Source organism: Hydrogenispora ethanolica (genome assembly GCF_004340685.1).
Taxonomy (GTDB): Bacteria; Bacillota; UBA4882; order UBA8346; family UBA8346; genus Hydrogenispora; species Hydrogenispora ethanolica.
On sequence record NZ_SLUN01000001.1, the window covers coordinates 12,095 to 34,408 of the forward strand.

The 22,314-nt window shown below is 61.0% G+C and carries 18 protein-coding genes; all 18 read right to left on the minus strand.

All coding sequences use genetic code 11. The annotated features are described in order from the left end of the window. Window positions 1–242: 242 nt before the first annotated feature. Window positions 243–1,313 (minus strand): hypothetical protein, encoded by a 1,071-nt coding sequence (locus EDC14_RS00045; RefSeq protein ID WP_132012138.1) that lies wholly within the window; start codon window positions 1,311–1,313, stop codon window positions 243–245. Between the two features lie 245 nt (window positions 1,314–1,558). Then, a complete protein-coding gene (locus tag EDC14_RS00050) occupies window positions 1,559–2,422 on the minus strand; it encodes a carbohydrate ABC transporter permease (RefSeq protein ID WP_243662745.1) in 864 nt (287 codons plus the stop codon). Next, the gene (locus tag EDC14_RS00055) at window positions 2,419–3,363 is read right to left on the minus strand and encodes a carbohydrate ABC transporter permease (protein ID WP_243662746.1); all 945 of its coding nucleotides are present in this window, start codon (window positions 3,361–3,363) and stop codon (window positions 2,419–2,421) included. Before EDC14_RS00055 ends, EDC14_RS00050 begins: the two co-directional genes overlap by 4 nt. Window positions 3,364–3,820: 457 nt before the next feature. Further along, the gene (locus EDC14_RS00060) at window positions 3,821–5,128 is read right to left on the minus strand and encodes an ABC transporter substrate-binding protein (RefSeq protein ID WP_132012139.1); all 1,308 of its coding nucleotides are present in this window, start codon (window positions 5,126–5,128) and stop codon (window positions 3,821–3,823) included. Between the two features lie 144 nt (window positions 5,129–5,272). Further along, on the minus strand, window positions 5,273–6,451 hold the full coding sequence (locus EDC14_RS00065) for an ROK family transcriptional regulator (RefSeq protein WP_132012140.1): 1,179 nt from the start codon (window positions 6,449–6,451) through the stop codon (window positions 5,273–5,275). A gap of 564 nt (window positions 6,452–7,015) precedes the next feature. Then, the gene (locus tag EDC14_RS00070; RefSeq protein WP_132012141.1) at window positions 7,016–7,753 is read right to left on the minus strand and encodes a GntR family transcriptional regulator; all 738 of its coding nucleotides are present in this window, start codon (window positions 7,751–7,753) and stop codon (window positions 7,016–7,018) included. A 123-nt stretch (window positions 7,754–7,876) separates the two neighbouring features. Further along, window positions 7,877–8,479 carry a class II aldolase/adducin family protein gene (locus EDC14_RS00075; protein ID WP_132012142.1) on the minus strand — a complete coding sequence of 201 codons (603 nt, stop codon included), beginning with the start codon at window positions 8,477–8,479 and terminating at the stop codon, window positions 7,877–7,879. A 69-nt stretch (window positions 8,480–8,548) separates the two neighbouring features. Next, window positions 8,549–9,346 (minus strand): triose-phosphate isomerase, encoded by a 798-nt coding sequence (locus tag EDC14_RS00080; RefSeq protein WP_132012143.1) that lies wholly within the window; start codon window positions 9,344–9,346, stop codon window positions 8,549–8,551. Then, window positions 9,343–9,807 carry a ribose 5-phosphate isomerase B gene (gene rpiB, locus EDC14_RS00085; protein ID WP_132012144.1) on the minus strand — a complete coding sequence of 155 codons (465 nt, stop codon included), beginning with the start codon at window positions 9,805–9,807 and terminating at the stop codon, window positions 9,343–9,345. The genes EDC14_RS00080 and rpiB overlap by 4 nt, the downstream gene beginning before the upstream one ends. A 59-nt stretch (window positions 9,808–9,866) precedes the next feature. Then, on the minus strand, window positions 9,867–11,120 hold the full coding sequence (locus EDC14_RS00090; RefSeq protein ID WP_132012145.1) for a RuBisCO large subunit C-terminal-like domain-containing protein: 1,254 nt from the start codon (window positions 11,118–11,120) through the stop codon (window positions 9,867–9,869). A 47-nt stretch (window positions 11,121–11,167) separates the two neighbouring features. Beyond that, window positions 11,168–12,385 (minus strand): Tm-1-like ATP-binding domain-containing protein, encoded by a 1,218-nt coding sequence (locus EDC14_RS00095; RefSeq protein ID WP_165907667.1) that lies wholly within the window; start codon window positions 12,383–12,385, stop codon window positions 11,168–11,170. A gap of 109 nt (window positions 12,386–12,494) precedes the next feature. Then, a complete protein-coding gene (locus EDC14_RS00100; RefSeq protein WP_132012147.1) occupies window positions 12,495–13,298 on the minus strand; it encodes an N-acyl homoserine lactonase family protein in 804 nt (267 codons plus the stop codon). A 141-nt stretch (window positions 13,299–13,439) separates the two neighbouring features. Continuing rightward, window positions 13,440–14,423: an ABC transporter permease gene (locus tag EDC14_RS00105; RefSeq protein WP_132012148.1), complete on the minus strand. Its 984-nt coding sequence runs from the start codon at window positions 14,421–14,423 to the stop codon at window positions 13,440–13,442. A gap of 2 nt (window positions 14,424–14,425) precedes the next feature. Beyond that, window positions 14,426–15,385, minus strand: a complete 960-nt coding sequence (locus EDC14_RS00110) for an ABC transporter permease (RefSeq protein WP_132012149.1) — start codon at window positions 15,383–15,385, stop codon at window positions 14,426–14,428. Beyond that, window positions 15,354–16,883: a sugar ABC transporter ATP-binding protein gene (locus tag EDC14_RS00115; RefSeq protein WP_132012150.1), complete on the minus strand. Its 1,530-nt coding sequence runs from the start codon at window positions 16,881–16,883 to the stop codon at window positions 15,354–15,356. The genes EDC14_RS00110 and EDC14_RS00115 overlap by 32 nt, the downstream gene beginning before the upstream one ends. 60 nt (window positions 16,884–16,943) lie before the next feature. Continuing rightward, complete coding sequence (locus EDC14_RS00120) at window positions 16,944–17,969, minus strand: sugar ABC transporter substrate-binding protein (RefSeq protein WP_165907668.1); 1,026 nt, start codon at window positions 17,967–17,969, stop codon at window positions 16,944–16,946. A 1,101-nt stretch (window positions 17,970–19,070) separates the two neighbouring features. Beyond that, window positions 19,071–20,276 carry a cupin domain-containing protein gene (locus tag EDC14_RS00125; protein ID WP_132012152.1) on the minus strand — a complete coding sequence of 402 codons (1,206 nt, stop codon included), beginning with the start codon at window positions 20,274–20,276 and terminating at the stop codon, window positions 19,071–19,073. Window positions 20,277–20,633: 357 nt separating this feature from the next. Continuing rightward, window positions 20,634–22,016, minus strand: a complete 1,383-nt coding sequence (locus EDC14_RS00130) for a lactate racemase domain-containing protein (RefSeq protein ID WP_132012153.1) — start codon at window positions 22,014–22,016, stop codon at window positions 20,634–20,636. Window positions 22,017–22,314 lie beyond the last annotated feature (298 nt).

The following is a 22,314-nucleotide window of genomic DNA, read 5'->3' on the forward strand; positions in this document are numbered from 1 at the left end:
ATTCCGGCGGCGCTGCCGCCTGTCTTCTGTGGTATGTATTACGGAATCCGCCCGAAATCTCCTGCCGGTTCGGCCCAGATTCAGCTGGAGTTTATGGCAAAACCCTCCATGCCCGCCGTTCCCCGCCCCTTGTCAAAAAAAATACCTCTACCGGAGTAGAGGCCAGATCAAAGGAGGAAAGTCGCCGTCGGAGGTATGGAAAACCCCGCCGCGAAAAGCCGCGGGGTTCCGGCTGAATTTGATTAGAATCCGATCGTCAGTTCCAAGGTGGTTTTGGTGAAAGTGTCATCGTTGTATGACGAATCGTTCAATTTGTAGCTGCCATGAGCAAGGGTTAAACCGACATAATCGCTGACCTTATACTCACCAATCAGCCTGAATCCATGGATCCCGGTGGGTGCACTGTACATATCGCCCCACCAGCCCATATGGTTTCCGGTCTCGGTCGGCCACATCATGAAGGCATCCTGTTGAAAGTATTGGAGATACAGGCCGAGATTCTTGATCCCGCCGTACCCGAGTTGAACCTTGTATGCGCTATTCTCATCTTTATCCCGGGCAGTTTTCCATGCGTCCTCCGCTTTGCTGTTGACAGCGTAAGCCGCGGATAAATTCAATCCTTCGGCGATATTTTTGCCGCCATGGATCGCATAAATCAAAGTACCGTCGTACTTATCGCTTGTCGCGTTGGCGAGCCCTTTGGCGCCACCTTGAATGGTATCATTGCTTCCCAATACGGTGAGGCCCAGATCCACGCCACCCAAATTGGTATTGAGCGCGCCGGCGTAAATTTGAGTGGACAAACCCGATTCGTACCGGCCGATCAACCCGAACAGACTGGTCTTATCAGTCAGTTGATAGTTGAGGTTGACCCCGCGGACGAAGTCGTCCATGAGTAGACCACTAGCCAACCAGTAGGCGTTTTTTCCGGCGACAATGCTCAATTTGTCACTGGGTTTCCAGGTGGCATAGGCCAAACGGGTAACGACGCCGTCGCCGCTGGTTCCGGTGCTCCAACCGCCGTCATTGTAGAAACCTTTGGTCCGGATCTGATACAAAAAACTGTGTTGGTCGTCGATTTTGGCGTTTACGGTAAAACGGGCTTCCAAGGCGTATTCCGAAGGATCGTCATTGGTCTGTAGATAGTGAGGATTATTGGTCTTGCCGTCGGAAAGCGTCGGACTCCAGTCGACATTCTCCCCAATCGTATTCTCCGAATGGGCCCAGCCGCTGAAGGTCCAATCCACGGCCAGCGCCGGAAAAGCTATCGTCAGTAATAGCGCTACGGTCAATAAAATGACGAACTTTTTCATTGAATGTCATCCCCCTTAATGTTTATAATAGAGGTAATACTGTTGACAGAGTCTCTCTGTCGCGGTTCCCAACCCGACCCGCTGCCAGGCCCGTCAGGTTGGGTTTTTCTTTTTTACTTGTCCCTACCGCCATCACTCCTTTCTTTCCCCGGTTTTTTCACTCCAATGCTTGAGGATGGTTTATCCTGCGCCGACCGCCGTCAGAGTAAACCGGCTTCGGAGAGCCTCACGCTCCCAAAACTCCCTCACTTGACGGCTCCGGCGGATACCCCTTTGGTGATTTGGTTGCGGAAGAAAAGGAAAAAGATGATCATCGGAATCAGTCCGATCATCAAGGCGGCGAATTGTTTTCCGTAATCCGAGGCCAGCGCGCCGGAGAATCGGAAGATGCCCACCGGCAACGAACGCAACGCATCCTTGGAGACCAGCATGTTGACGAGCATGAATTCGTTCCAGACGCCGGCGACGTTCAATACCGCCACGGTGGTGAAGACCGGCTTGGCCATGGGCACGATGATCGCGGCGTAGATCTTGAGGTAGCCGGCCCCTTCGAGCCGGGCCGATTCCACGATCGCGTCGGGAAAACCCTTGATGTACTCGGTACAGAGATAAATGCCCAAAGGGAGCCCCATGCCGACATAGGGAATGAGCACCCCCAGCCGGGTGTCGACCAGCCGGGTGACGGAGGCCACCAGAAAAAGTGGTATCATCAGCGACTGGATAGTCAGCAGGATGCCGATGACGAAACTGCCGTGCAATAGCGGCGTGGCCCGCGAGCGGATCTTGGCGAAGGCGAACCCCGCCGCCAGCGATAGAAAGACCACCGCCAAGGTGGAAGCGGTCGTATAGAACAGGCTGTTCATGAAGAGCGTGCCGAAATTGCCAATCTGCCAGGCAATGGGATAGTTGATGAGCGTCCAGTGAATGGGCAAACCCAGCTTGTTGAGCTGGAACTCCTGAGTGGTCTTGAAAGAACTGATCGTCAGCCAGATCAACGGATAGATGGTCAGCACGGTGAAGGCGATCAGCACGATATAGAGCAGCGCCCGAGTGGTCCCGCTGATTTCGCCGCTCCGCCGTTTGCCGCGTAGCGCTCCGTCCCGCATCATTCTCTACCTCCAAACTTTTTCTCCACTGCTTTGGTGATGAGGATCATGGCGAAACTCATCAGGACCATGAAAATGGAGATGGCATTGGCCAGTCCGTAGTCGGGCGCGCCCCGGAAGGCGTTGTCATACATGTAGAGGGACAGCACCGAGGTCCGGCGGGCCGGGTTGCCCTGGGTCATGGCGAAGATCAGCCCGAAGCTGTTCAGCGACCCGGAGATGGCCAGGATGGCGCAGGTCACGATGACGCCCGAAAGCGCCGGCAAGACGATGTACCGCAACACCTGCCCCTCGGACGCGCCGTCGATCTTGGACGCCTCCATCACCTCGGGGTCGATCTTCTGCAGGTTGGCGAGGAAGATGATGAGATAGTTTCCGGTGTACATCCACAGCACGGCCAGCAGCACCGGGATCATGGCGGTTTTGGGGTCCACCGACAGGTTGTTCTCCCAGGCCGGGATGATGCGCTGAATGATCTCGGTCAGCGGACCATAGGGGGAGAAAAACGATTGCCAGAGGATGCCGACCACGATGGTGGAGATGATGGTCGGAAAGTAGATCATCGTTTGAAAGAAACCGGTCATTTTGACATGCTTGCGATGGAGAATATAGGCGATGACGAAGCCCAGCGGGATCTGACCAAAGACCGAGATGAAGACGATATAAAAGTTATTGGTCAGCGATATCCAGAAATACGGGTCGGCCAACATATCCAAGTAATGTTTCAAGCCGATAAAACGGATGGGAGTGGTGACGAGTTCTCCCGAAGTATAATTGGTGAAGCTTAGCACCAGGGAGAAGAGGAAAGGGAAAGCCATCACCGCGTAATAGAGCAGTGCCGCCGGCGTCACCAGCATGAGATAGGCGCGGCGCTCCTCGGTCCAAAACTTTTTGCCCTTTACTTTCAGCCACTTTTCCTTATTCAGAGTCATTTCTTGGTTCAAGATCATCACCTCCGCAAAAATCGAGCTTACACCGGACCGGCCATTCAGACCCGGGGAGAGGCGCGGACTCTCGCGGCGGACGCCGCCGTGTGGCCCTGCCCGGATTGGAAGCCGGAAACACAACATCCGTGCAAAAAAGCTGGCTCAAAGCAAAGCGAAAACGGTTCGGACGATCCTTGCCGGCGGAGCGGTACCGAGGAGAGCGGCATGGGCCGGACGGAGCGGGGGCGGGATGAATCCGGTGGAGTCATTCCGCCCGCCGCCTCCCCTCCGGGAAGAGCGGTTCGCGCCTTTGACGATGGTACGAGCCGCTCACCCATGGGTCCGTTACGAGCCCGCCGTGGCAATGCTTTCGGAAAACCGCTTGGAAGCCAGGTGATAAAGTCGCGACTTTATCACTTGCTTCAAGCAATCGCTGTGACCTCCCGGCTTTATTAGCCGGTTCATCACAGCTCTTTTAATTTTGTCCGGTTTTCCAGCGTTCATAAGCTTTTTGAACATTGGCCGCCACCTGTTCCGGCGTGGCGACGCCCAGGCCGATCTCCTGAAGTCCGGTGTTGATCGGGGCGTACACCTTGGCGTCCAGCTCGTTGTCGAGCACGCAAGTCCCCTTGAAGGAACCGTAGAAACGCGCTCGCTCCTGGGCCAGAGGTTCCAGCTTGTCGCTGGTGACGCCTTTACGGGACGGGAAGGCCGCGCCGGTCTCCAGCCGGATCTTCTGGACTTCCGGGCTGACCAGCCAGGAGATGAGCTTCCAGGCGGCTTTCTCCCGGGCGGAGCCGGCCGGGATCTTGGCGTTCATTCCGAAGCCGACGCCCGGAACGACCGAGGTGGTCTGGTGGTTCTTCTCGCCCGGGATGCGGGGGAAGATGGTCATGGCATAATTGGCCTGTTCCGCGACGGGAATCAGCGCCTGTTTGGTGGTGGGATCGGTCAGGAAGTTGCCGACTTTCCAGTCGCCGTCGACCATGAACGGGGCTCGGCCCGAGGCCCACAAACCGTTCACGTCGTTGTAAGCGGTCTGGAGGTTCTTCTTATCCAGCACGCCATCGCGGTACAGTCCGGCGTAAAATTTGAGCGCTTTCACGAATTGGGCGTCGGTGAATTTGATCTTTCCAGCTTTCAAGCCGGCCACATAATCATCGCCGCAGATCCGGCCGACGATCATGCTGAAGAGGCAGGACTGCATCACCCAGTCGTCCTGGGCGCCCATCAGGATGGCGCCTTTGCCGGCAGTCTTGAGTTGCTTGGCCGCCGCCACCAGCTGCGCGTAAGTCTTGGGGAGCGCGATGCCGAGGTCGGCGAGCATCTTTTTATTCACGTACAAGGCATGGGTGGCGGTGACGCCGATGGGAATCTCGCCCAGATAGCCGCCGGCCTGCGGGACCAGGGCCGCCGCGGAGAAGTTTTTGGCGTCCTTGCCCAGGAAAGGCCGGAGGTCTTTGACCAGGTGCCGGGTATGGAGCGTGGTGGAACGGCCGCCGGGCCACATGTAGATGACATCCGGCAGTTTGCCGGCTGCCGCGTAAGCCTCGGTCTTCTGGTGGAACGGCTCGTTGAAGAGATCTTCGCGCTCGATCTTGATATTGGGATTCGCTTTCTCAAAGTCGCCCCAGATCTGATTGATCTCCGTCTGCGCGCCGGGGCTGGACAGATCCATGTAGTTCAGGACCTTGAGGGTGACCGTGTCTTCGGCAAAAATCGTGCTCAGGGAGCAAACCATGACCAGAACGAAAACCAAAGCCAAACTTAGACCTTTCTTCATCAGTTTCCCTCCTTCTTAATTATAGAGCCGCTGGAATGTCCATGATTCAACCGTTTCCCGTTTCCAAGCCCACCCCCTTTGGCAGCCTTAATTCCCGGAAAGGATTATTTTCATAGTGAAATGAAGTGAACGGAAAAAGACGGCTCAGATCGGCGGAGTAAACCATTCATTGATCACCAGGCCCACCGCTCCCAGCAAGTCCGAGTCTTCGCCCAGGGCGGAGCCGCGGAAGATCACTTTCTTGGTCAGGCCGGTGCGTTCCAGGAAGCCCTGGAGCTTTTGCTCGATCCGGCCCAGGAAGACTTCGCCGAGGCTGCCCCAGAGCCCGCCCACCACGATCATCTCCAGGTCCAGCAGGACCTCGGCAAAGGAGACGGTGGTCGCCAAGGCGTCGGCCGCCTCATGAATCAGCATGCGGGCCACGGCGTCGCCCGCCGCCGCTTTTTGGAAAAACTCCTCTTTCCCGGCGATGGCCTGGCCGGTCTCCTGTTCGTAGCGGCGCAGGACATCCGCCAGATACAGATAGGTCTCCAGGCACCCCGACTGGCCGCAACGGCATTGCCGGCCGCCCGGGACCAGCGGCACATGTCCGATCTCGCCGGCCATGCCGCCGGCTCCGGTCAACAGCCGCCGTTCGGAGATGATGCCCGCGCCCACGCCGGTCGAGGTTTTGACATACATCATGCTGGAAACGTCCTTGGCCCCGCCGAACCAGAATTCGGCCAGCGCGGCGGCGTTGGCGTCGTTTTCGATCAGCACTTGCAGGCCCAACGCTTTTTCAAGCAGCTCGGCCACTTTGACGTCGCGCCAGCCGAGATTGACCGACTGAATCAGGGTCTCGCTCTCGCTGTCGACGATGCCGGAGATGGCCACCCCGACGCCGAGGATCTTTTCCTTATCAATGGCGCTGGAGGCCAACAGTTTCTGAAATTCGACGGCGATCTCCTGGACCAGGGTGACCGGCTCCAGTGAATACTGTTGAAATACCTGGCGGGCCAGGAGATTGCCCTTGACATCGGAGATGGCGATGGCCACCCGGTCGCGCAGGATCTGCACCCCGGCGGCGAAAAGATTATTGTAGTTCAAACGGAAGATCACCGGCCGGCGGCCGCCGTTGGACTCGCCGATGCACTCCTCGGTGATCAACCCCTGCTCGGTCAGTTCGGCGATGATCCGGGTCACCGTCGACGGACTCATCTTAGTCACCTCGGTCAGGCGGGAACGCGATACGCTGCCCTCCTGGTACAGGGTTTGGAGTACCGCGATAGCGTTAAAGGAACGGATCAGGCGGGTGCTGCTCAAAACGCGACTTCGTCTACTCATGAATGAAAATCCCTACTTTTTGTCAATGTGAAAATATTTAATTTGATTGTAACACTGATTTAAAATGGTGTCAAGCAGTTACTTATCGCAAAAATTCGTATCATCTCCAATGCTAAATGGGATAATTTTTATTTTCGCAATGAAAATAACTTTTCGTGCAATGAAACATTCCGGAAACATCCGCGCCGGCCGTTGCAACTTCCCCGGCCACCGCCGGCCAGCCATCTCCGCCGCGTTTCCCTGCTTCCGATCGCCATTCCGGTCCGTCCGATCGAAAATCTCATCCTTCCGGCGGCGATTCCGGTTCCGCCGATCGCAAATCCACTGCCGCCGATCCATACTCCAGTGCTGCCGATCGAAAATCCATTGCTGCGGATCGAAAATCCGGTTCTTCCCATCGCAAATTCGCTTCTTCCGATCGAGAATCCGGTTCTGCCGGTGGAGAATCCGGTTCTGCCGATCGAAAATCCGGTCCTTCATCGGAGAATTTCTTGCCGCCAGGCCCCAAAAGAAAAAATCCCCTCGTTACGGGGGGATTCTTTGGGACCGGCGCTTAGTCGCCGGTTATTGATTCCTGGCCTCGATCATCCGATAGAATTTCTCGATATTCTGCGGCAGATCCTTGATATGGTTCTGCAACGACTGGCGGATCAGCCCTTCCAGCAGCGGCCCGTCATGTTTCTTGCAGGCAGCGATGTAGCTGCGGTGCTCGTTCTTCATCCAGATGGCATAGTCCTGGCTGGAGGCGGAGATCAGCCGGTAATAGGCGATGCTGTCCCAGAGGTTGCCGATGAACTCGCAGAGCCGCGGCTTACGGGAGGCCTCGTACAGCGTCTGGTGAAATTCCCGGTTCAGATGAAATACTTCTTTCCGGTTTTCCTTGGCGTCCTGCCGGATCAGGCTCTCCATCTTCTCCTGGATCGCCTCCAGCTGGGCGATCTCGTCGTCCTGGATCAATTGGGCCGCGAACCGGCCGGCCGTGGACTCGAGGATCTGCCGCAGCATGTAGATCTCCTCGATGTCCTCCTGAGTCAGTTTGGCGACTCGCGCGCCCAGATACGGCTCGGACTGGACCAGGCCGGTCCGCTCCAGCATCCGCAGGGCCTCGCGCACCGGCATCCGGCTGACGCCCAGTTTCTCGGCGAGCTCGTCGGTGGTCAGGCGTTGTTCCGCCCGGAGCGTTCCATCCATGATCCAACTGATGATCTGTTCCACCACCAGTTCCGAGAGGCGCTGATATTTTTGGCGCAATGGTTTTTCCGGCAAAACCGCGCTCAAGTCGTCTTTTTTCGTGCCAGCCATGTTTACCCCACCTAGTAATTATCAATATTTGCCATTAATTATACCGTAAAAAACCGCGAAATGCCAAAGCAATTTCAAGCGCCGCAGCGCCGGCGGGTTCCGTCCGGCCGCCCGGGCGGGGCCTCAGCCGGCGATCAGCCCGTTTTTTAAGCCGATCTGCTGCAGCCAGGCGATCTGGGCCGTCTCCTCCACCATCTCCGCCACGTGCTCGGCGTCGACCGCCGTTTTGCCCAGGGCCACTACGCCGTGGGCCACCAGCAGGAAGGCGGGCAGCTTCGGATACTTGGCGAACAGTTCCAAGACGCGCGGCATCTCCTCCTCCGGAACCACCGGGGCGTCAATGTCCAGGGTGGCCACGGGGCAGCCGAACTTCAGCTGGGCGTGGTAGGTCAGGGCCGGCAGGTCGCGCTTGGAGTACGACCAGCCGATGGACCAGGGCGAATGGCAGTGCACCACCGCGCCGACCTCGGGCAGGTGTTGGTAGAGGACGCCGTGCAGCAAGGCCTCGCGGGTCGGTTGGTACTTGCCGTCCACCAGATTGCCGCGAAAATCGGTCACCACCAGGTTCTCCTCGCTGCAGTCGATGAATGAAACTCCGCTGGGTTTGACGATCATCAATTCATGGTCCGGCACGCGCACGCTGATATTCCCGCCGCTCCCGGTCTGAATGCCCCGGGTGTACGCCCGCTTGGCCGCGACGATCAAATCCTGTTTTTTCTCGGACATCAGGCCCAAAAGGACCACCTCCATGCGTAATGAGTCGATGCGATCTTTTTTACGAGCAAGCTTTCGGCTTCAAAGGTTCAATTTTTCCCGCCAAACCGGCCAGACCTGCCGGATCAAAGTCTCGAAGCGCTCGGCCTCCCAAGCCGCCCGGCCGATGAAGAGGCCGTCGATGGCCGGCTGCCGGCTGAGCGCGGCGGCATTCTCCGGGTTGACGCTTCCGCCGTAGAGCACCGGGATCTCCCTGCCCCGCTCCGGAAAGAGCTCCAGCAACGTTTCCCGGATCAGCTGGTGCTTGGCGCCGGCATACTCCGGGCTGGCCGGGGTGCCCTGAACGCCGATGGCCCAGACCGGCTCGTAGGCCACCCAGACCCGGTCCGCTTGGGCCTCGGCCACGCCGCGCAGGCCGAGCTTGAGCTGTTGCCGCAGCCGCTCGTCGCTGATGCCCAGCTCCTTTTCCTGACCCGTCTCGCCGATGCAGAGCAGGGCGGTGAAACCGTGCCGTAAGGCGCTGAGCACTTTCAGGTTCTCCTCGCAATCGGTCTCCCGGAAATGCTGCCGCCGCTCCGAATGGCCGATCTCCACCAGCCGCAGCCCCAGCTCTTTCAGCATCAGCGGCGAGACCTCCCCGGTGAACTGGCCCGAATCCTCCCAATGCATGTTCTGGGCACCCAGCCCGATCCGGTCCTGGTCGACGGCCCCCGTCGCCGCCGGCAGGGCCAGATAGGAAGGGATCACGAACAGGCAAAGCTGTTCGCGGGGGATATCGCGGGTCCGCTCCGCCAGCTCGGTCAGGAAAGCGAGCGTCTGGCCGATCGTCTTGTACATCTTCAGATTGGTGCCGAGATAGACCTTGCGCCGCTCCGTCATAATGCGCTCCGCCGCTCGATCTCCTTGATCCTGGCCACTTTGGGCAGGGAACGGCCGCCCTGGAACTCCAGGCGCAGCCATTCCAGGAAGATCAGCTTGGCCAATTCCGGGCCGATGACCCGCGCGCCCAGGCAGATGACGTTGCTGTTGTTGCTGAGCCGGGCCCGCTCCGCCGAGTAGCTGTCGTGGCAGACCGCGGCGTAGATGCCGGGGAATTTGTTGGCGGTGATGGCCATGCCGATCCCGGTGCCGCAGATCAGGATTCCTTCTTTCTGATAATCGCTGGCGATGATCTTTTGGGCCACCCGCTCGGCGATCTCCGGATAGATGGTCTCGTCGGCGGCGTTGTCGACCCCGACATCCTCATAGGCCAGCCCTTGCTCCTCCAATACTTCGATGATGACCTTCTTCAACTCCACTGCGGCGTTATCGCAGCCGATCACGAATTGCTTCTGCGCCATGCCAAATCAGCCTCCCTTAAGCCTTTGAATTCATTCTTCTCTGTGGCCGGGAACCGTCCTCAGCCCCAGGCTTCCAGCGCCGCCCGGAGTTCCGGGCAGCCGGCCGCCGCTTCCTCCGGGGCGATCCCTGCGACCGCCGCGGCGACCGCTTGCATCATCGCCCGGGCGCCGGCGGCGGTTCCCAGCGGATGCCCCTGCACCGCGCCGCCTACCGCCAGAATGACGTCCGGCCCCAGTTCGCGGTAGATCGCGGCCACGTTCAGCGGGGTGACCCCGCCGCCCACCGCCGTCACCGCCGGCCGCAGCCCGCCCAGAGGCAGCCGCTGGGCCTGGACCGTCTGGTAATATTCGAGCTGGGCCGGACCGGCTCCCGCTCCCGGATACATGGTGACCACCCCGTCGGCCCCGGCCAGCCGCGGCAGTTTCCCCAGCAGCAGCGGAGCGCTGATGCCCTGGGCGGGGGCGTTCATGATCCCGGCCCCGGCGTAATGGCCCAGGAAGAAGAGGTCCCGGCCGAACTCCTCCGTCAACGCGGCCAGCGCGTCCAGGCCGGCGGCGACGAAATTGACCATCACCGCCCGGGCTCCCTCGTCCCGGGCCGCCCGGGCGTTATCCCGCATCCGGTCCGGCCGGTCGGTGATGTTGACAATGTAAAGCGGCGCCTTGCCTTGCTCCTCCCGGAGCCGGGCGGCGGCCTTCAGGTAAGCGCGCACCCGCTCGGCCACCGGACTGAAGCCGGTGTTCCCCAGCAGTTCGTCGTCTTTGATCAGGTCGACTCCGCCGCTGCCCGACTCGTAAAACAGCTCGGCCCCGGCGGCCGGGGAAAAGCCGATGCAGGGCTTGATCATATTCATCACCAGCGGGCGGCCCCGGACGCCGGTCCGCTCGCGCAGCCCCGCTATGCCCTGGGCCGGCCCGGCGATGGCGGCGCGGGCTCCCGTCGTCCATTCCAGATCGATCAGCTTGATGCGGATGGCGGTCGAGACGTCGTTGCCGAGCAGCGCCGTGATGAGCTGGGCGAAACTGCCGCCGAAATTATGGTGCGGGAAAGCCACCCGCAGCAGGAAAACCGGCTCCGCTCCGCCGCCGGCCGGATAACAGCCGACCACCCGCGCCTGATACTCCTCGACCATGCTCCGGGTCACCCCCGGCAAGGGCAGCCAGGTTCCGACCGTCTGGCCGGTGGCGAAATTGCCGGCCCGTTTCAGGGCCGCCGCCTCATCCAGGCCGTAGGCCAGATAGGTTGCGATGACGTAGGCGCCGTCCGCCACGGACTCCGGCTGATCAAACGGCAGATCAAAATAGGGTAACATCCGATATCCCCGCCTTTATCAAAGGTATATTGCGCGTTCCGCCCCGGTCATTTCCGGAGCAATTCCAACAGAGCGTCGGCCGCCGCCGCGCTGAAAGCCGGGTCGTTGAGGTTGGCGTCGACCCGAATGACGCGGATCCCCGGCTTTAGCTTGGCCGCGACTACCCGGGTAAACGCCGCGTCCACCTCCGGATTATACAGCGGTTCGCCCGGCGCCGCCGCCTGGCGGAAGCCGCGCTCCGGAATGAGCAGCGTCACCGGACCGGTGCACTGGTTCAAGCGTTCGACCACCCGTTCGGCGATGGGGATCATCTCCGCCGGATGAATCTTGATATGGGCGATCTCCGAGTTGTGCAGGATATATTGGCGCGAATCGATATCCTCGGGCAATTCGCGCACTCCGAAATCGATGAAATCGAGCCCGCCGGGCGCCACCACCAGCGGGATGCCCGCCCGGGCCGCCGCCAGCAGCCGGCCGGGAGCGCCCGCCGAAAAGCCGCCGCCGAAATACTCGGCGGTGATCTCGTGCAGCGTCAGGTCCATGGCGGCCTGGATGAAACCCTGGCCGATCAGTTCTTCCAGCACCCGGCCGCCCACGCCGGTGGTGTGAAAGGAGATCACTTCGTAACCGGCCCGTTCCACCAGGCCGGCCGCCCGGGCCACGCCGTCGCCGCTGACGCCCATCATCGTCGCGCCGATGATGGTTCGGGCCCCGGGCCGCAACGGCTCGCCGGCGTGCTCCGCCATGCCGGCCAAGGCGGCCGCGGCGTTGCTCAACACCATCCGGGTGACGGAATTCAGGCCGGCAATGTCGGCGATGGACGGCATCAGCAGAATATCCTTCGTCCCGACCAGCGGGTCAAAGGTGCGGTTGCCCGAAGCGACGGTGGAGACCACCAGCTTGGGCACGCCATAGGGCAGCGCCTTCATGGCGCTGGTCCCGATGATGGTATTCTGGACGCCGCCCAGGGCGAAAAGGGCGTCGAAGCGGCCCTGGCTGTACAGGACCGTGGCCAGCCGCGCCGCGCCCCGGGCCATGGCCGCCAGACGTTCGTGTTTCTGGCCGGTCGCGAGCAGCGTCTGCGGCGCCCCGGCGGCCTCCAGCACCGCTTCGCGGGAGATGTCGGGGACGATTCCGGAACGGGAACGGACCCCGACGTCGATCAGCAGGACCCCGTGGCCCAGCCGCGCCAGGAAATCGCGGACGAAGCCGACCTCCTGCTCCTTCGAGTCTAAACTGGCGATGATTGCAATCGTTCTTTTCATGGTCGCCTCCGGGCGCGCCGCCCGGCCGGCCGCAGCCGGCAAAAATTCCGGTCCGCGGCCCGGCCCGGACTTTGGGCGCCGGACTCCTTCCGCTCTCGCGCGCTGTATTTTATAACCCGAATACCGGAGTCTGCTTGACCCGCTCCTCAATGGCAGGCTCATGGCAGGGCAGAATCAGATCGAGCCGTTTGGCCCGGTTCTTCTGCAACTCGATGCTCTTCCAGCAAGCGATGATATCCGCGAAGCGGCCCGGCGGGGTGATCGGATAATGCATCTCCGGAACCGGCTCCAGATTGGCCAGGATGAAGATGGAGTCGCCGGCCAGGATGTACCCCCCGTCCTTGGTATCGACCTCCACCGACTGATGCCCGGGCGAATGCCCCGGCGTCGGGAAGACCCGGACTCCCGGCACGATCTCCGTTTCGCCGTCGACCAGATCGAACTTCAGCCCTTCAAAGGGGCGGCGGATTCCCAGGGCGGGATGCTCATAGGATTTATAATACAGCGGGATCGGATCCAGCGCGAATTCGTACTCGGCGCGGCTGGCGATGAATTGGGCCCGGGTGAACTTCTCCATGTAGAACATATGGTCCCAGTGGAGGTGGGTGAAGATCACCTTGCCGATATCCTCGCAGCGGTAGCCGATCTTGGCCAGTTGCTCATGAATGGCGAAACCCTCCGGCTGGTAGGAGCCGGGATGATGGTACTCGTTGGCCCGTTCGGTCCAGGCCATGCCGGTATCCACCAGGATCAGCTCCGGGCCGCCTTCGATCAAGAAGGTGAAGACCGGCAGGGGGACTTTCTCCTCGCTGATGTTGGGACGGTACTTGAAGACCGAATGATGGTAGTGGTACTGCTTGGGATAGGTCGGGACATAGCCCGTGTTGATGGGTCGAACCGTGAGTTTGGACATTGCTGTTCCTCCTAGAAGCGTTGTGATATACCCTGGCCGTAGGTCAGGTTGATTGCAAAAGCTCAGATTTCCTGTTGTTCGATGGTAAGTACTTGGGAAAACGATTGTTTACAAGCTTTCAAGCCGGGAGCGTCCTCCCCGTCACTCCGACCAGCGGCGCGTGACGATGTCGAAGAAGACGGCCAGCAGGATCACGGCGCCGGTGACGATCGGGTGGATCAGGGACGAGACGCCCATCAGATTCAGCCCGTTGACCACCAGGGTCAGGATCAGGGCGCCGATCATGGTGCCCGGAATTCCGCCCTCGCCGCCCAAGAGCGAGGTGCCGCCCATCACCACGGTGGCGATGCTCTGCATCAGAAAGGGCTCACCCATGCCGGCCTCGGCCGCGTCCAGCCGGGCCGTCATCAACAGCGCGGCGATGGCCGCGGTGACGCCGCTCAAGGTATAGACCATGATTAGCGTGTTGGTGGTGCGGATCCCCGAATAATCGGCGGCGCTGCGGTTGGCGCCCAGGGCGTAAATTTCCCGGCCGTAGACCGTCTGGTGCAGGAAGCAGTGGAACACCACCGCCAGCACTAGCGTGATGATGACCGGCGCCGGAATGATGCCGATATAGCCGGTTCCCAGCCACAGGAACTCCTCGGGCAGGCCGAAGACGATCTTGCCCTGCATCAGGATCTGCGCCAGGCCCTGGGCGATCCACATCATGCCGTACGTGGCCACAAAGGCCGGCAGGCCGATCTTGGCGACCATGACGCCGTTCAAGGCGCCGATCAACGCGCCGACGCCGACGCCGATCAGGATGGCTGCCGCAATCGGGACGTGATTGATGATCAGTTGGGCGGTCAAGCAGCCCACCAGGGCGATGACGCCGCCCACCGAAAGGTCGATCCCGGCGGTCAGAATGACCGCCGTCAGCCCCAGGCCCAGGACCGCCAGGATGGTGGTCTGCCGCAGGACATTAATGATATTTTTCAGGGTCAAAAAGTTCGGATTGAGAAAGCTCAGCAAGACGCAGAGCGCCAGCAGGCTGAGCAGACGGACCATGGGAGCCAGGGAATGTTTGAAATCGAAACCCGGTTTACCAGTCTCCATATTTTTACCCGCCGCCAGTTGGTTCATTGTCAACACACCTCCCCGGTCCGGGCGAAACGCCGCACGACCGTATCCAGAATGATCGCGCCCAGCACCACCAGGCCGATGATGGCGAACTGGTACATGTTGGGGATTCCGGCGACATTCAGGCCGTTGCGCAGCACCGCGATGAGGATGACCCCCAAAACCGTATTGGCGATGCCGCCCTTTCCTTCTTCAAATGAGGTTCCGCCGATGATAGTGGCGGCCACGGCGTCGAAATCCCAACCCACGCCGGCCGAAATGTGGCCCGAGGCCATCCGCGCCGCGACCACGACGCCGCTCAATCCGGCCAGCAGTCCCGCCACGAGGTAGACATGGGCCAGGGCCCGCTCGGTCCGGACTCCGGCCAGGCGGAGCGATTCGGCGTTGCCGCCCAGGCCGACGACGTTCCGGCCATAGGGCGTCTGGTGCATCAGGACCCAAATGATCCCGAAGGCCGCCAGGGCGATCAGGATCGGCAGCTTGATGCCGAGGATCGTCCCCGAGGCGATGAATTCCAGCGCCGGGTCGCGGGCCGGGATCGACAGTCCGCCGGTGAGCACCAGGCCCACGCCAGTGATGACGCTGCCCATTCCCAGGGTGGCGATGAACGGCGGCAGCTTGAGGCGGGCCACCAGCCAGCCATTGCAGAGGCCGCAGGCGCCGCCCGCCAGAATGCTGATGAGCGCGCTGTAAAAGAAGGGCACGCCGCGCTGGAGCAGCAGCGCCAGGCAGACGCCGGAGAGGCTCAGGACATTGCCGGGCGACAGATCGATCCCCTCGGTCAGGATGACCATGGTGGTGCCGATGGCGATGATCAGCAGCGGAGCGGCTTGGATTCCGATATTATACAGGTTGTTCAGCGAGAAAAAGCCAGGCGCGAAGATCGCGTACAAGGCGCAGATCAAGGCGATCACCCAGACCACCGGCGGCAAACTACGAACGGTTAGCGCACTCTTTTGAGGCATCGTTTGTCACTCCTACTCCCAGCATCAAGGAGGCGATCTTGTCCTGCGTGGCTTCCTCATGCCGAAAATGTCCCACGATTCTTCCCTGGTACATCACATAGATCCGGTCGCTCATGCCGATCACTTCCGGCAAGTCGGAGGAGATCATCAATACCGCGTTCTCCTGCGCGTACTGATCCATCAGCGTATGGACCTCGACCTTGGCGCCGACATCGATGCCCCGGGTCGGTTCATCGAAGATCAACAATTTGGACTCGGTGTTCAGCCATTTGGCCAGGACTACCTTCTGCTGATTGCCGCCGCTGAGGAAGCGCACCTGCCGCCCGACATCGGGCGTCGCGATCCGCAGCTCCTTCACGAAATGCTCGGCGATCCCCCGGATCTTTTGGTCGTTGACCACCATTTTCGGAAAACACTTGCGCAGGCTGGCCATGACCGTATTCCAGGCCACGGTGGTCTTGAGGGCCAGACCGAGCAGCTTGCGGTCCTCGGGGATGAGGCCCACCCCTTGGCGGACCATCTGGAACGGCGAGCGGGGCGTCACCGGCTCGCCAAATAAATAGACCTGGCCTTTTTCGATCTTGTCGATCCCGAATACCGCCCGGGCCACCTCGCTCCGGCCCGCGCCGACCAGGCCGGCGATGCCGACAATCTCGCCCTTGTAAACTTCCAGATCGACGGAACGGGGGCCGGACTTGACGGTCAGATCCTCCACCCGCAGCGCCTCCTCGCCCGGCGCACGGCGGCGGCGGGGATAGAGGTTGGTCAGGCTGCGACCCACCATCAGCTGGACGATCTGGTCATTGGTGATCTCCGCCATCGGCACCGTCTTAACGTGCCGGCCATCCCGCAGGATGGTGATCCTGTCGCCGATCTGGCGGATCTCCGGCAGGCGGTGCGAGATATAGATGATGGCGACGCCCGCTTCCTTGAGGCATTGGATCCGCCGGAACAGGCTTTTCACTTCCCGCTCGGTCAGGACCGCGGTCGGTTCGTCGAGGATCAGCACCCGCGGGTTGAAGGCCAGAATCTTGGCGATCTCCACCATCTCCTGGAGCGCGGTGCTGAGGTATTTGACCGGGGTCTCGGTGTCGATGGTCACATCGAGCTCGGCCAGGATTCGCCGGCTCTCCTCGTGCATCCGGCGGTGGTCGATGAAGAGTCCCGCCCGGCGCGGCTCGCGGTTCAAGAAGATATTCTGGGCCACGTTCAGCCAGGGCACCAGCATCAGTTCCTGATGGACCCCGCCGATCCCCTCTTTCAAGGCATCCAGCGGCCGCTGAAACCGGACCGGCCGGCCTTCGAGAAAGAGCTGGCCCGCGTCATGGCTGTAGGCCCCCATCAAAATCTTGGAGAGCGTGCTCTTGCCGGCGCCGTTCTCGCCGATCAGCACGTGGACTTCGCCGGGATAAATATCGCAGCTGACGTCCTCCAGGGCCTGGACGCCCGGAAAGCCCTTGAAAATTCCCTTCGCTTGGAGAATGGGTTCCTGATTCATGCTAACCCTCCTTATCCGGGGGGAGGCCGGGAAACCCCGCCTCCCCGTGAGCGTGACCCTTTATTTCCACCAAGCGAATTTGGAGATGTAGGAATCGATGTTATCTTTAGTGATCAACGGCTTGTTGAGCGCCGACGGGTAGGGCAGGAATTTCGCCGGCGGCTTGGAGCCGTCATTTAAGTACTGGACCAGGTAAGCGGCGGCGCAATACGCGCTGGAGATGGGATCGGTGTTGTAGGAGACGGCCATCTGGCCTTTCTTAATCGCCCAGCTGGCATCCTCATTGCCGTCGAAGCCCGCCACCAGAATGCCGTCCTCACTGCGGCCGGCGGCCTTGATGGCCATCACCGCGCCCAGCGCCGACTCGTCATTGGCGGCGATCACCGCGTCCACCTTGTTGTACTTCTGCAGCAGGTTCTCCATGACTTGCATACCCATCAGGCGTTGGAAATTGGCGGGTTGCGAGGCCAGGATCTTGATGCCGGGGTATTTGGCGAGGGACTCGCTGATCCCGGCGTTCCGTTCCCGGGCGTTCTGGGCCTGCGGCGGGCCTTCCAGCACGATCACATTGCCCTTGCCTTTCAATTTCCCCGCGATCCATTCGCCGATCACCGCGCCGGTCTCGGTATAATCGACGCCGGTCCGGAAGAGCGGTTTGTCGGAGTTGGCCGGGGTGCCGATGGTCACCACCGGGACGTTCTTGGCCACCGCCTTCTCCACCGCCGGGACGATCCCGTTGGAGTCGGAGGGGTGGACCACCAGGGCGTCGATGCCCCGTTGCAGCAGATCCTCAATGATTCGGACCTGTTCCTCGATGCTGTCCTGTTTGGCCGGGGCCAGGACCACCGGCTCGAAGCCCATGTCCTTGCCGGCTTTCTTTAAGCCTTCCAACTGCTTGACCATGTACGGATTGGTGGAATTCTTGACCACGCAGGCGATGACATATTTCTTTTTCGCCTTGACTTTGGTCTTCACTTGCAGGCCCAAACCGGAGATGGGGTAGGTTACTTTTTCGGCGGCATAACCGTAGGGGATGGCCAGACCCAGAATCAACGCGCCGGCCAACAGCCACTTCAACTTTTTCAACTGCAACGACCTCCCTTTTTTCTCTACCGTAAGCCCCTTTGGATGACGGCGTTCCTCCCTTCTCCCTATGGTGCTGGCGCCGGGAGCCGGCGCCGCGGAAAATGAATTGAAAATGTGATACTGTGATATTGGATCCAATATTATTTTATAATCATCGTCACAAGTTGTCAACAACATATTAACAATTTTCTTGATCAGCTCCGTTCCGTTGCAACGCCGGTTGCAAAAGCCCCGGGACCGGCGGATCCCGGGCGACCCCTCCGCCCGAGCCGAGCAATGTCATCAAGCGATAATAACATATTTTGAAATGAAACCTTATCCGTCCATTACCCGACGATACATGCGGCAAAAGTCTGAGATGCCTAAAAACAACCTCTCCCCCGGCCCCTCCCCGGCGCGGCAATTCAGGCTGTCTTATCGGCGGGGAGGGGTGGCGAAGCTGGAAACTTGGGTCTTTTAAAAGTTTCATCGATTGGCCTAAAAGATGGGCCCGAGTTTCGGGCGATTCACCTCTCCCCGTCGAATACTCTGCTTCGAATCGACATCGCCGGGGAGAGGCCGGGAGAGAGGTCGTTTTTGAAGTTCGCGGCTTACCATGATGTATAATTTCTTTTTTATTCCACAGCGGCTTGATGACATGAACCGATCCGGGAGGACCGCCGCACTGAGCGCCGGCACGGGAGCCGCTCCGCCGGCCGGAGCGCCACCGCCGCCATTGGCCGTTTCGATCATGAATATTGCATTTCCGGGGCGGGATCTTCGCTTCTCCGGACCGGAAATTCCTTTCTCCGGAGCGGATTTTGCATTGTCGGAACCGGAAAGCCGATTTCCGGAAGGGGAATTGCGATCTCCGGAACCGCTATTGCAATTCTCAGGACCGAAAATGCATTTCTCAGAACCGGAAATGTGATTTTCAGAACCGGAAATATCATTATCGGCAGAGATATTGTGATTTTCGGAGGTAATATTTCGATTTTCGTTGGTTATTTTTCAATTTCTATGAGAAAATTTAAATTCTTTGAAGCTTTCTTGTTTTTTAAGCGATTGCCATGATCCGGGGCCGTCCCGGAACCGTTGCCACCGCTCGCTCGCCGTTGCTCATCAATAATGGCAGGAAGACCAGCCGGGGCCGCACGTCCGGACCACCGGGCGTCGCTCCGGGCTGAGGGCTCCCAGAAATTCCGGCCCGACGCAGAGGTTGCCGGCCACGATCGAACGCGGCGTCAGCGCCATCATCTGGTTGAGCGGCACCTCCACGAAGCGATCGCTCCTGAAAGCCTCCAGGAACCAAAGCGCCCCATCGCCGGTATTCTGGACATAGTGCACGTTGCCCACGGGCACGTAGCCGATATCACCGGCCCGGTAATCGAAGGTCCGGGCCCGGCCGTTATCGGCGAAGACCGTCATCCGCCCCTGCCCGGAGATATAGTATTGGAGCTCGTCGTTGTTGGGATGCCAATGGATCTCGCGCAGCGCGCCGGGCTGGATCTCCACCAGCGCCGCGGCGGTGGTGACGGAGACCGGGAAGTTGGAGGTATCCGCTATGCGCACGCTGCCGCCCGGGGAGAGGATGGGGGTCTCCGCCAGCAAGCGGTGCTTGAAGCTTCGGGGAACGGTGCCGTAGGGCGACCGGACCGCCTCGCACTCCAGCGGGCCGGGAACGGTGCCCTGGTAGATATAGACCTGACCCGAGGGCAGGGTGTTGAATTCGCACGCCGCCACCCCGAAATTGGCCGCCAGAACGTCTTTGGGATAATGGGCGAAGAGATCGGAGAGCGACAGGGTGTTCAGATCGGAAAAATGGCCGTCGTCGAAGAGCAGCAGAAACTCGCACCCCTCTTCCAGGCCCTGCAGCGAATGGGGCAGGCGCGGCGGGAAATACCAGAGATCGCCCGGGCCGATGTCGGCGCTGAAATTGCGGCCCCGTTCGTCGACGGCGGTGACCCGCGCCTTGCCCACCAGCATATAGGACCATTCCGAGGCCAGGTGCCAGTGGACTTCGCGCACCCCGCCGGGGGTCAGCCGCATATTCACCGCCGCCAGGGTGGTCATGGCCGGCATCTCCCGGGCGGTGATCTCCCGGGACCAGCCGCCCGGCTTCAGGACCATGCTGGTGTCGGAGAAGGAAAATTTCAGATTGGGAAGCAAGCCGGCGTCGGTGGCCGGCGGAACGAGCATGTCGGGGTTCTCCAGATCCCGGAGCATGTCGCGGGGCCCCGGGTCGGTGGCGCCGGCGCCGTCATCCCGGATGGGCTGGGGGATCTCGAACCCGCCATCGGCCGGATGATTGGGTGATCGGTTATCCATCAAAACTGCCTCCTGATTGCTTGAAGTCTTGGAACGGGGGACGTTTTGGCGAGGCGGACCGGCAACGGCGCCCCTTCCTCGAAAGGTTTGCCGAAAACGCGGCGGCCGCGGCTTTTTTTCGCCGGGCGCGGGCTGCGGATCCCGCAGTTGCCCCAACGTCCCATGGGTTCACTTATTAAGTATGAAAGACCGGGGGCATAGGGAATTTGTCCCGATGGGAGGCGGGATGTTTTGCCGGCGCGTTCCGGCGCGGTTCCTTGAGAAAATAAAAAACCAGGCCCCCGTTCATCGGGGGACCTGGTCGTAAGTCCAGTCGTGCACTGGTTTTTCGGGGAGAGCGGCCGCGCGGCGCGGGCTTCACTCCAGGACGGGGATGCCGTAGGGGCCGTCCGCCAGATAGGCGATGGAGAGCGGTTCCCGGCCCGCCCGCTCCGCCGCCCGCAGCTGATGCGCGACCGCCAGCTCGACCACCCGGGCCGCGGCCGCCGGATCGCCCCGGTAGCGCTCCGCCTCCGGCAGGAAAAGATTGCCGTCGGTTCCGGGCAGGTATTCGTAGTCCGCGGCCGTCAGCTGCGGACTGTAATAGATGAAATGTTCCGGCGGGATCTTGGCCAGTAGCTTGGTCCACATCTGGACCTGCCATTGCTCGGGGATGAAGGTCCAGTCCGGCGAAAGGATCAGCCGGTTGAAGCGCTCGGCCCCGATCTGGCGCAGCAGGTGCAGCACCGTCCGGTAGCGGGCGCTGCCCACCGGATCCGTGTCGCAGTTGTCGGCGATCAGGATCAGGCTCCCGCCCGGCTTCAGGATCCGGCTGGCGGCGACCCCGGCCTTGGCCGCCTGGTAATGGTTGATCCCGACGAAGCCGGCGTGGGTGACCACCAGGTCGTACTCCCGGGCCACGGGGATGGCGACGTATTTCCGGACCTGCTCCGCCGCGCGGAGATGGGCCTGCTCCAGCTCGCCGGCGAAGACGCCGGTGAGGCGGAACTGGTGGTCCAGGGTGACGTTGACGATATAGTCGGCCCCGGCTTTCCTGGCCACCTCCAGCGCCTCCTCGTGGCAGGGGTTCCCCGCCAGGCTGAGATCGCAGGCCAGCGGCGAGGCCAGCATCGGCGCGCTATGAAAGACGTAGGTGCTCTCCTCGCCGATCAGGCCGGGGCAGACCGACTTGCGGCCGCCGGAGAATCCGGCCATGAAGTGGCTCTCCACCAGCCCGGTCAGGATCTTCAGATCGGCCCGCAGATACTCGCGGTTGATGTAGATCCGGCTGCCGCGCCGGGTCTCGCCCAGATACTCCAGGGACTCCCGGTCGAAACAGTCGTGGTTCACCACCGGGATCCCGGCCTCAAAGACCCGCGGATCCAGCATGGCCCGCAGCTCATCCGGATTCAGGCTGCGGTGGGTGCCGTTGGCGACGATCACCACGATCCGTTCCGCCGCGACGCCCCGGTCCAATAGGTTGCGGAGGATCGGCCAGAGGATCCCGGCTTCGCCCCGGTAGGGCACGGGCCGGGTATTGTCGGAGACCACCACCGCCGCGCGGAGATCGGGCTTCGCCTCCAGTTTCTGCCGGATCAGCCGATCCAGGCCCGGCGCGCCGCTGGAATGCTCCAAAGCCGCCGCGACGGCTGCGGCCGGATCGGCCAGCGGCTCCGGCGTGGCCATGGCCAAAACCTCGGTCCGGTCGGGCAGCGGGACGGCGATCCGTTCCGCGCCCAATTTCATACTGACATGTTTCATTGCTGCTCATCCTTTCTTGGGGCGATTTGCACGTTTTCAACCGGCTTCGCTCCCAAACCGCTCGATCCATCCGGGCCGCACACCGCGAAAACAGGATCCAAGCTTCCCGAGCCGTCCCATGCCAAACTCGTTCCGGGGAAGAAACAGCCGCTCCGCTCTCCGTTTCCCTCTCATTATACGGCGTCCGTCCGGACAAAACAACTCGGAACCTGTCCCGGCCCGCCGCTTCTCCTGGCATAAATCGGCCCCGGGGCAAATAAGCTATAGAGGTCCAGCGTTGTCCATGACCTCAACGGGC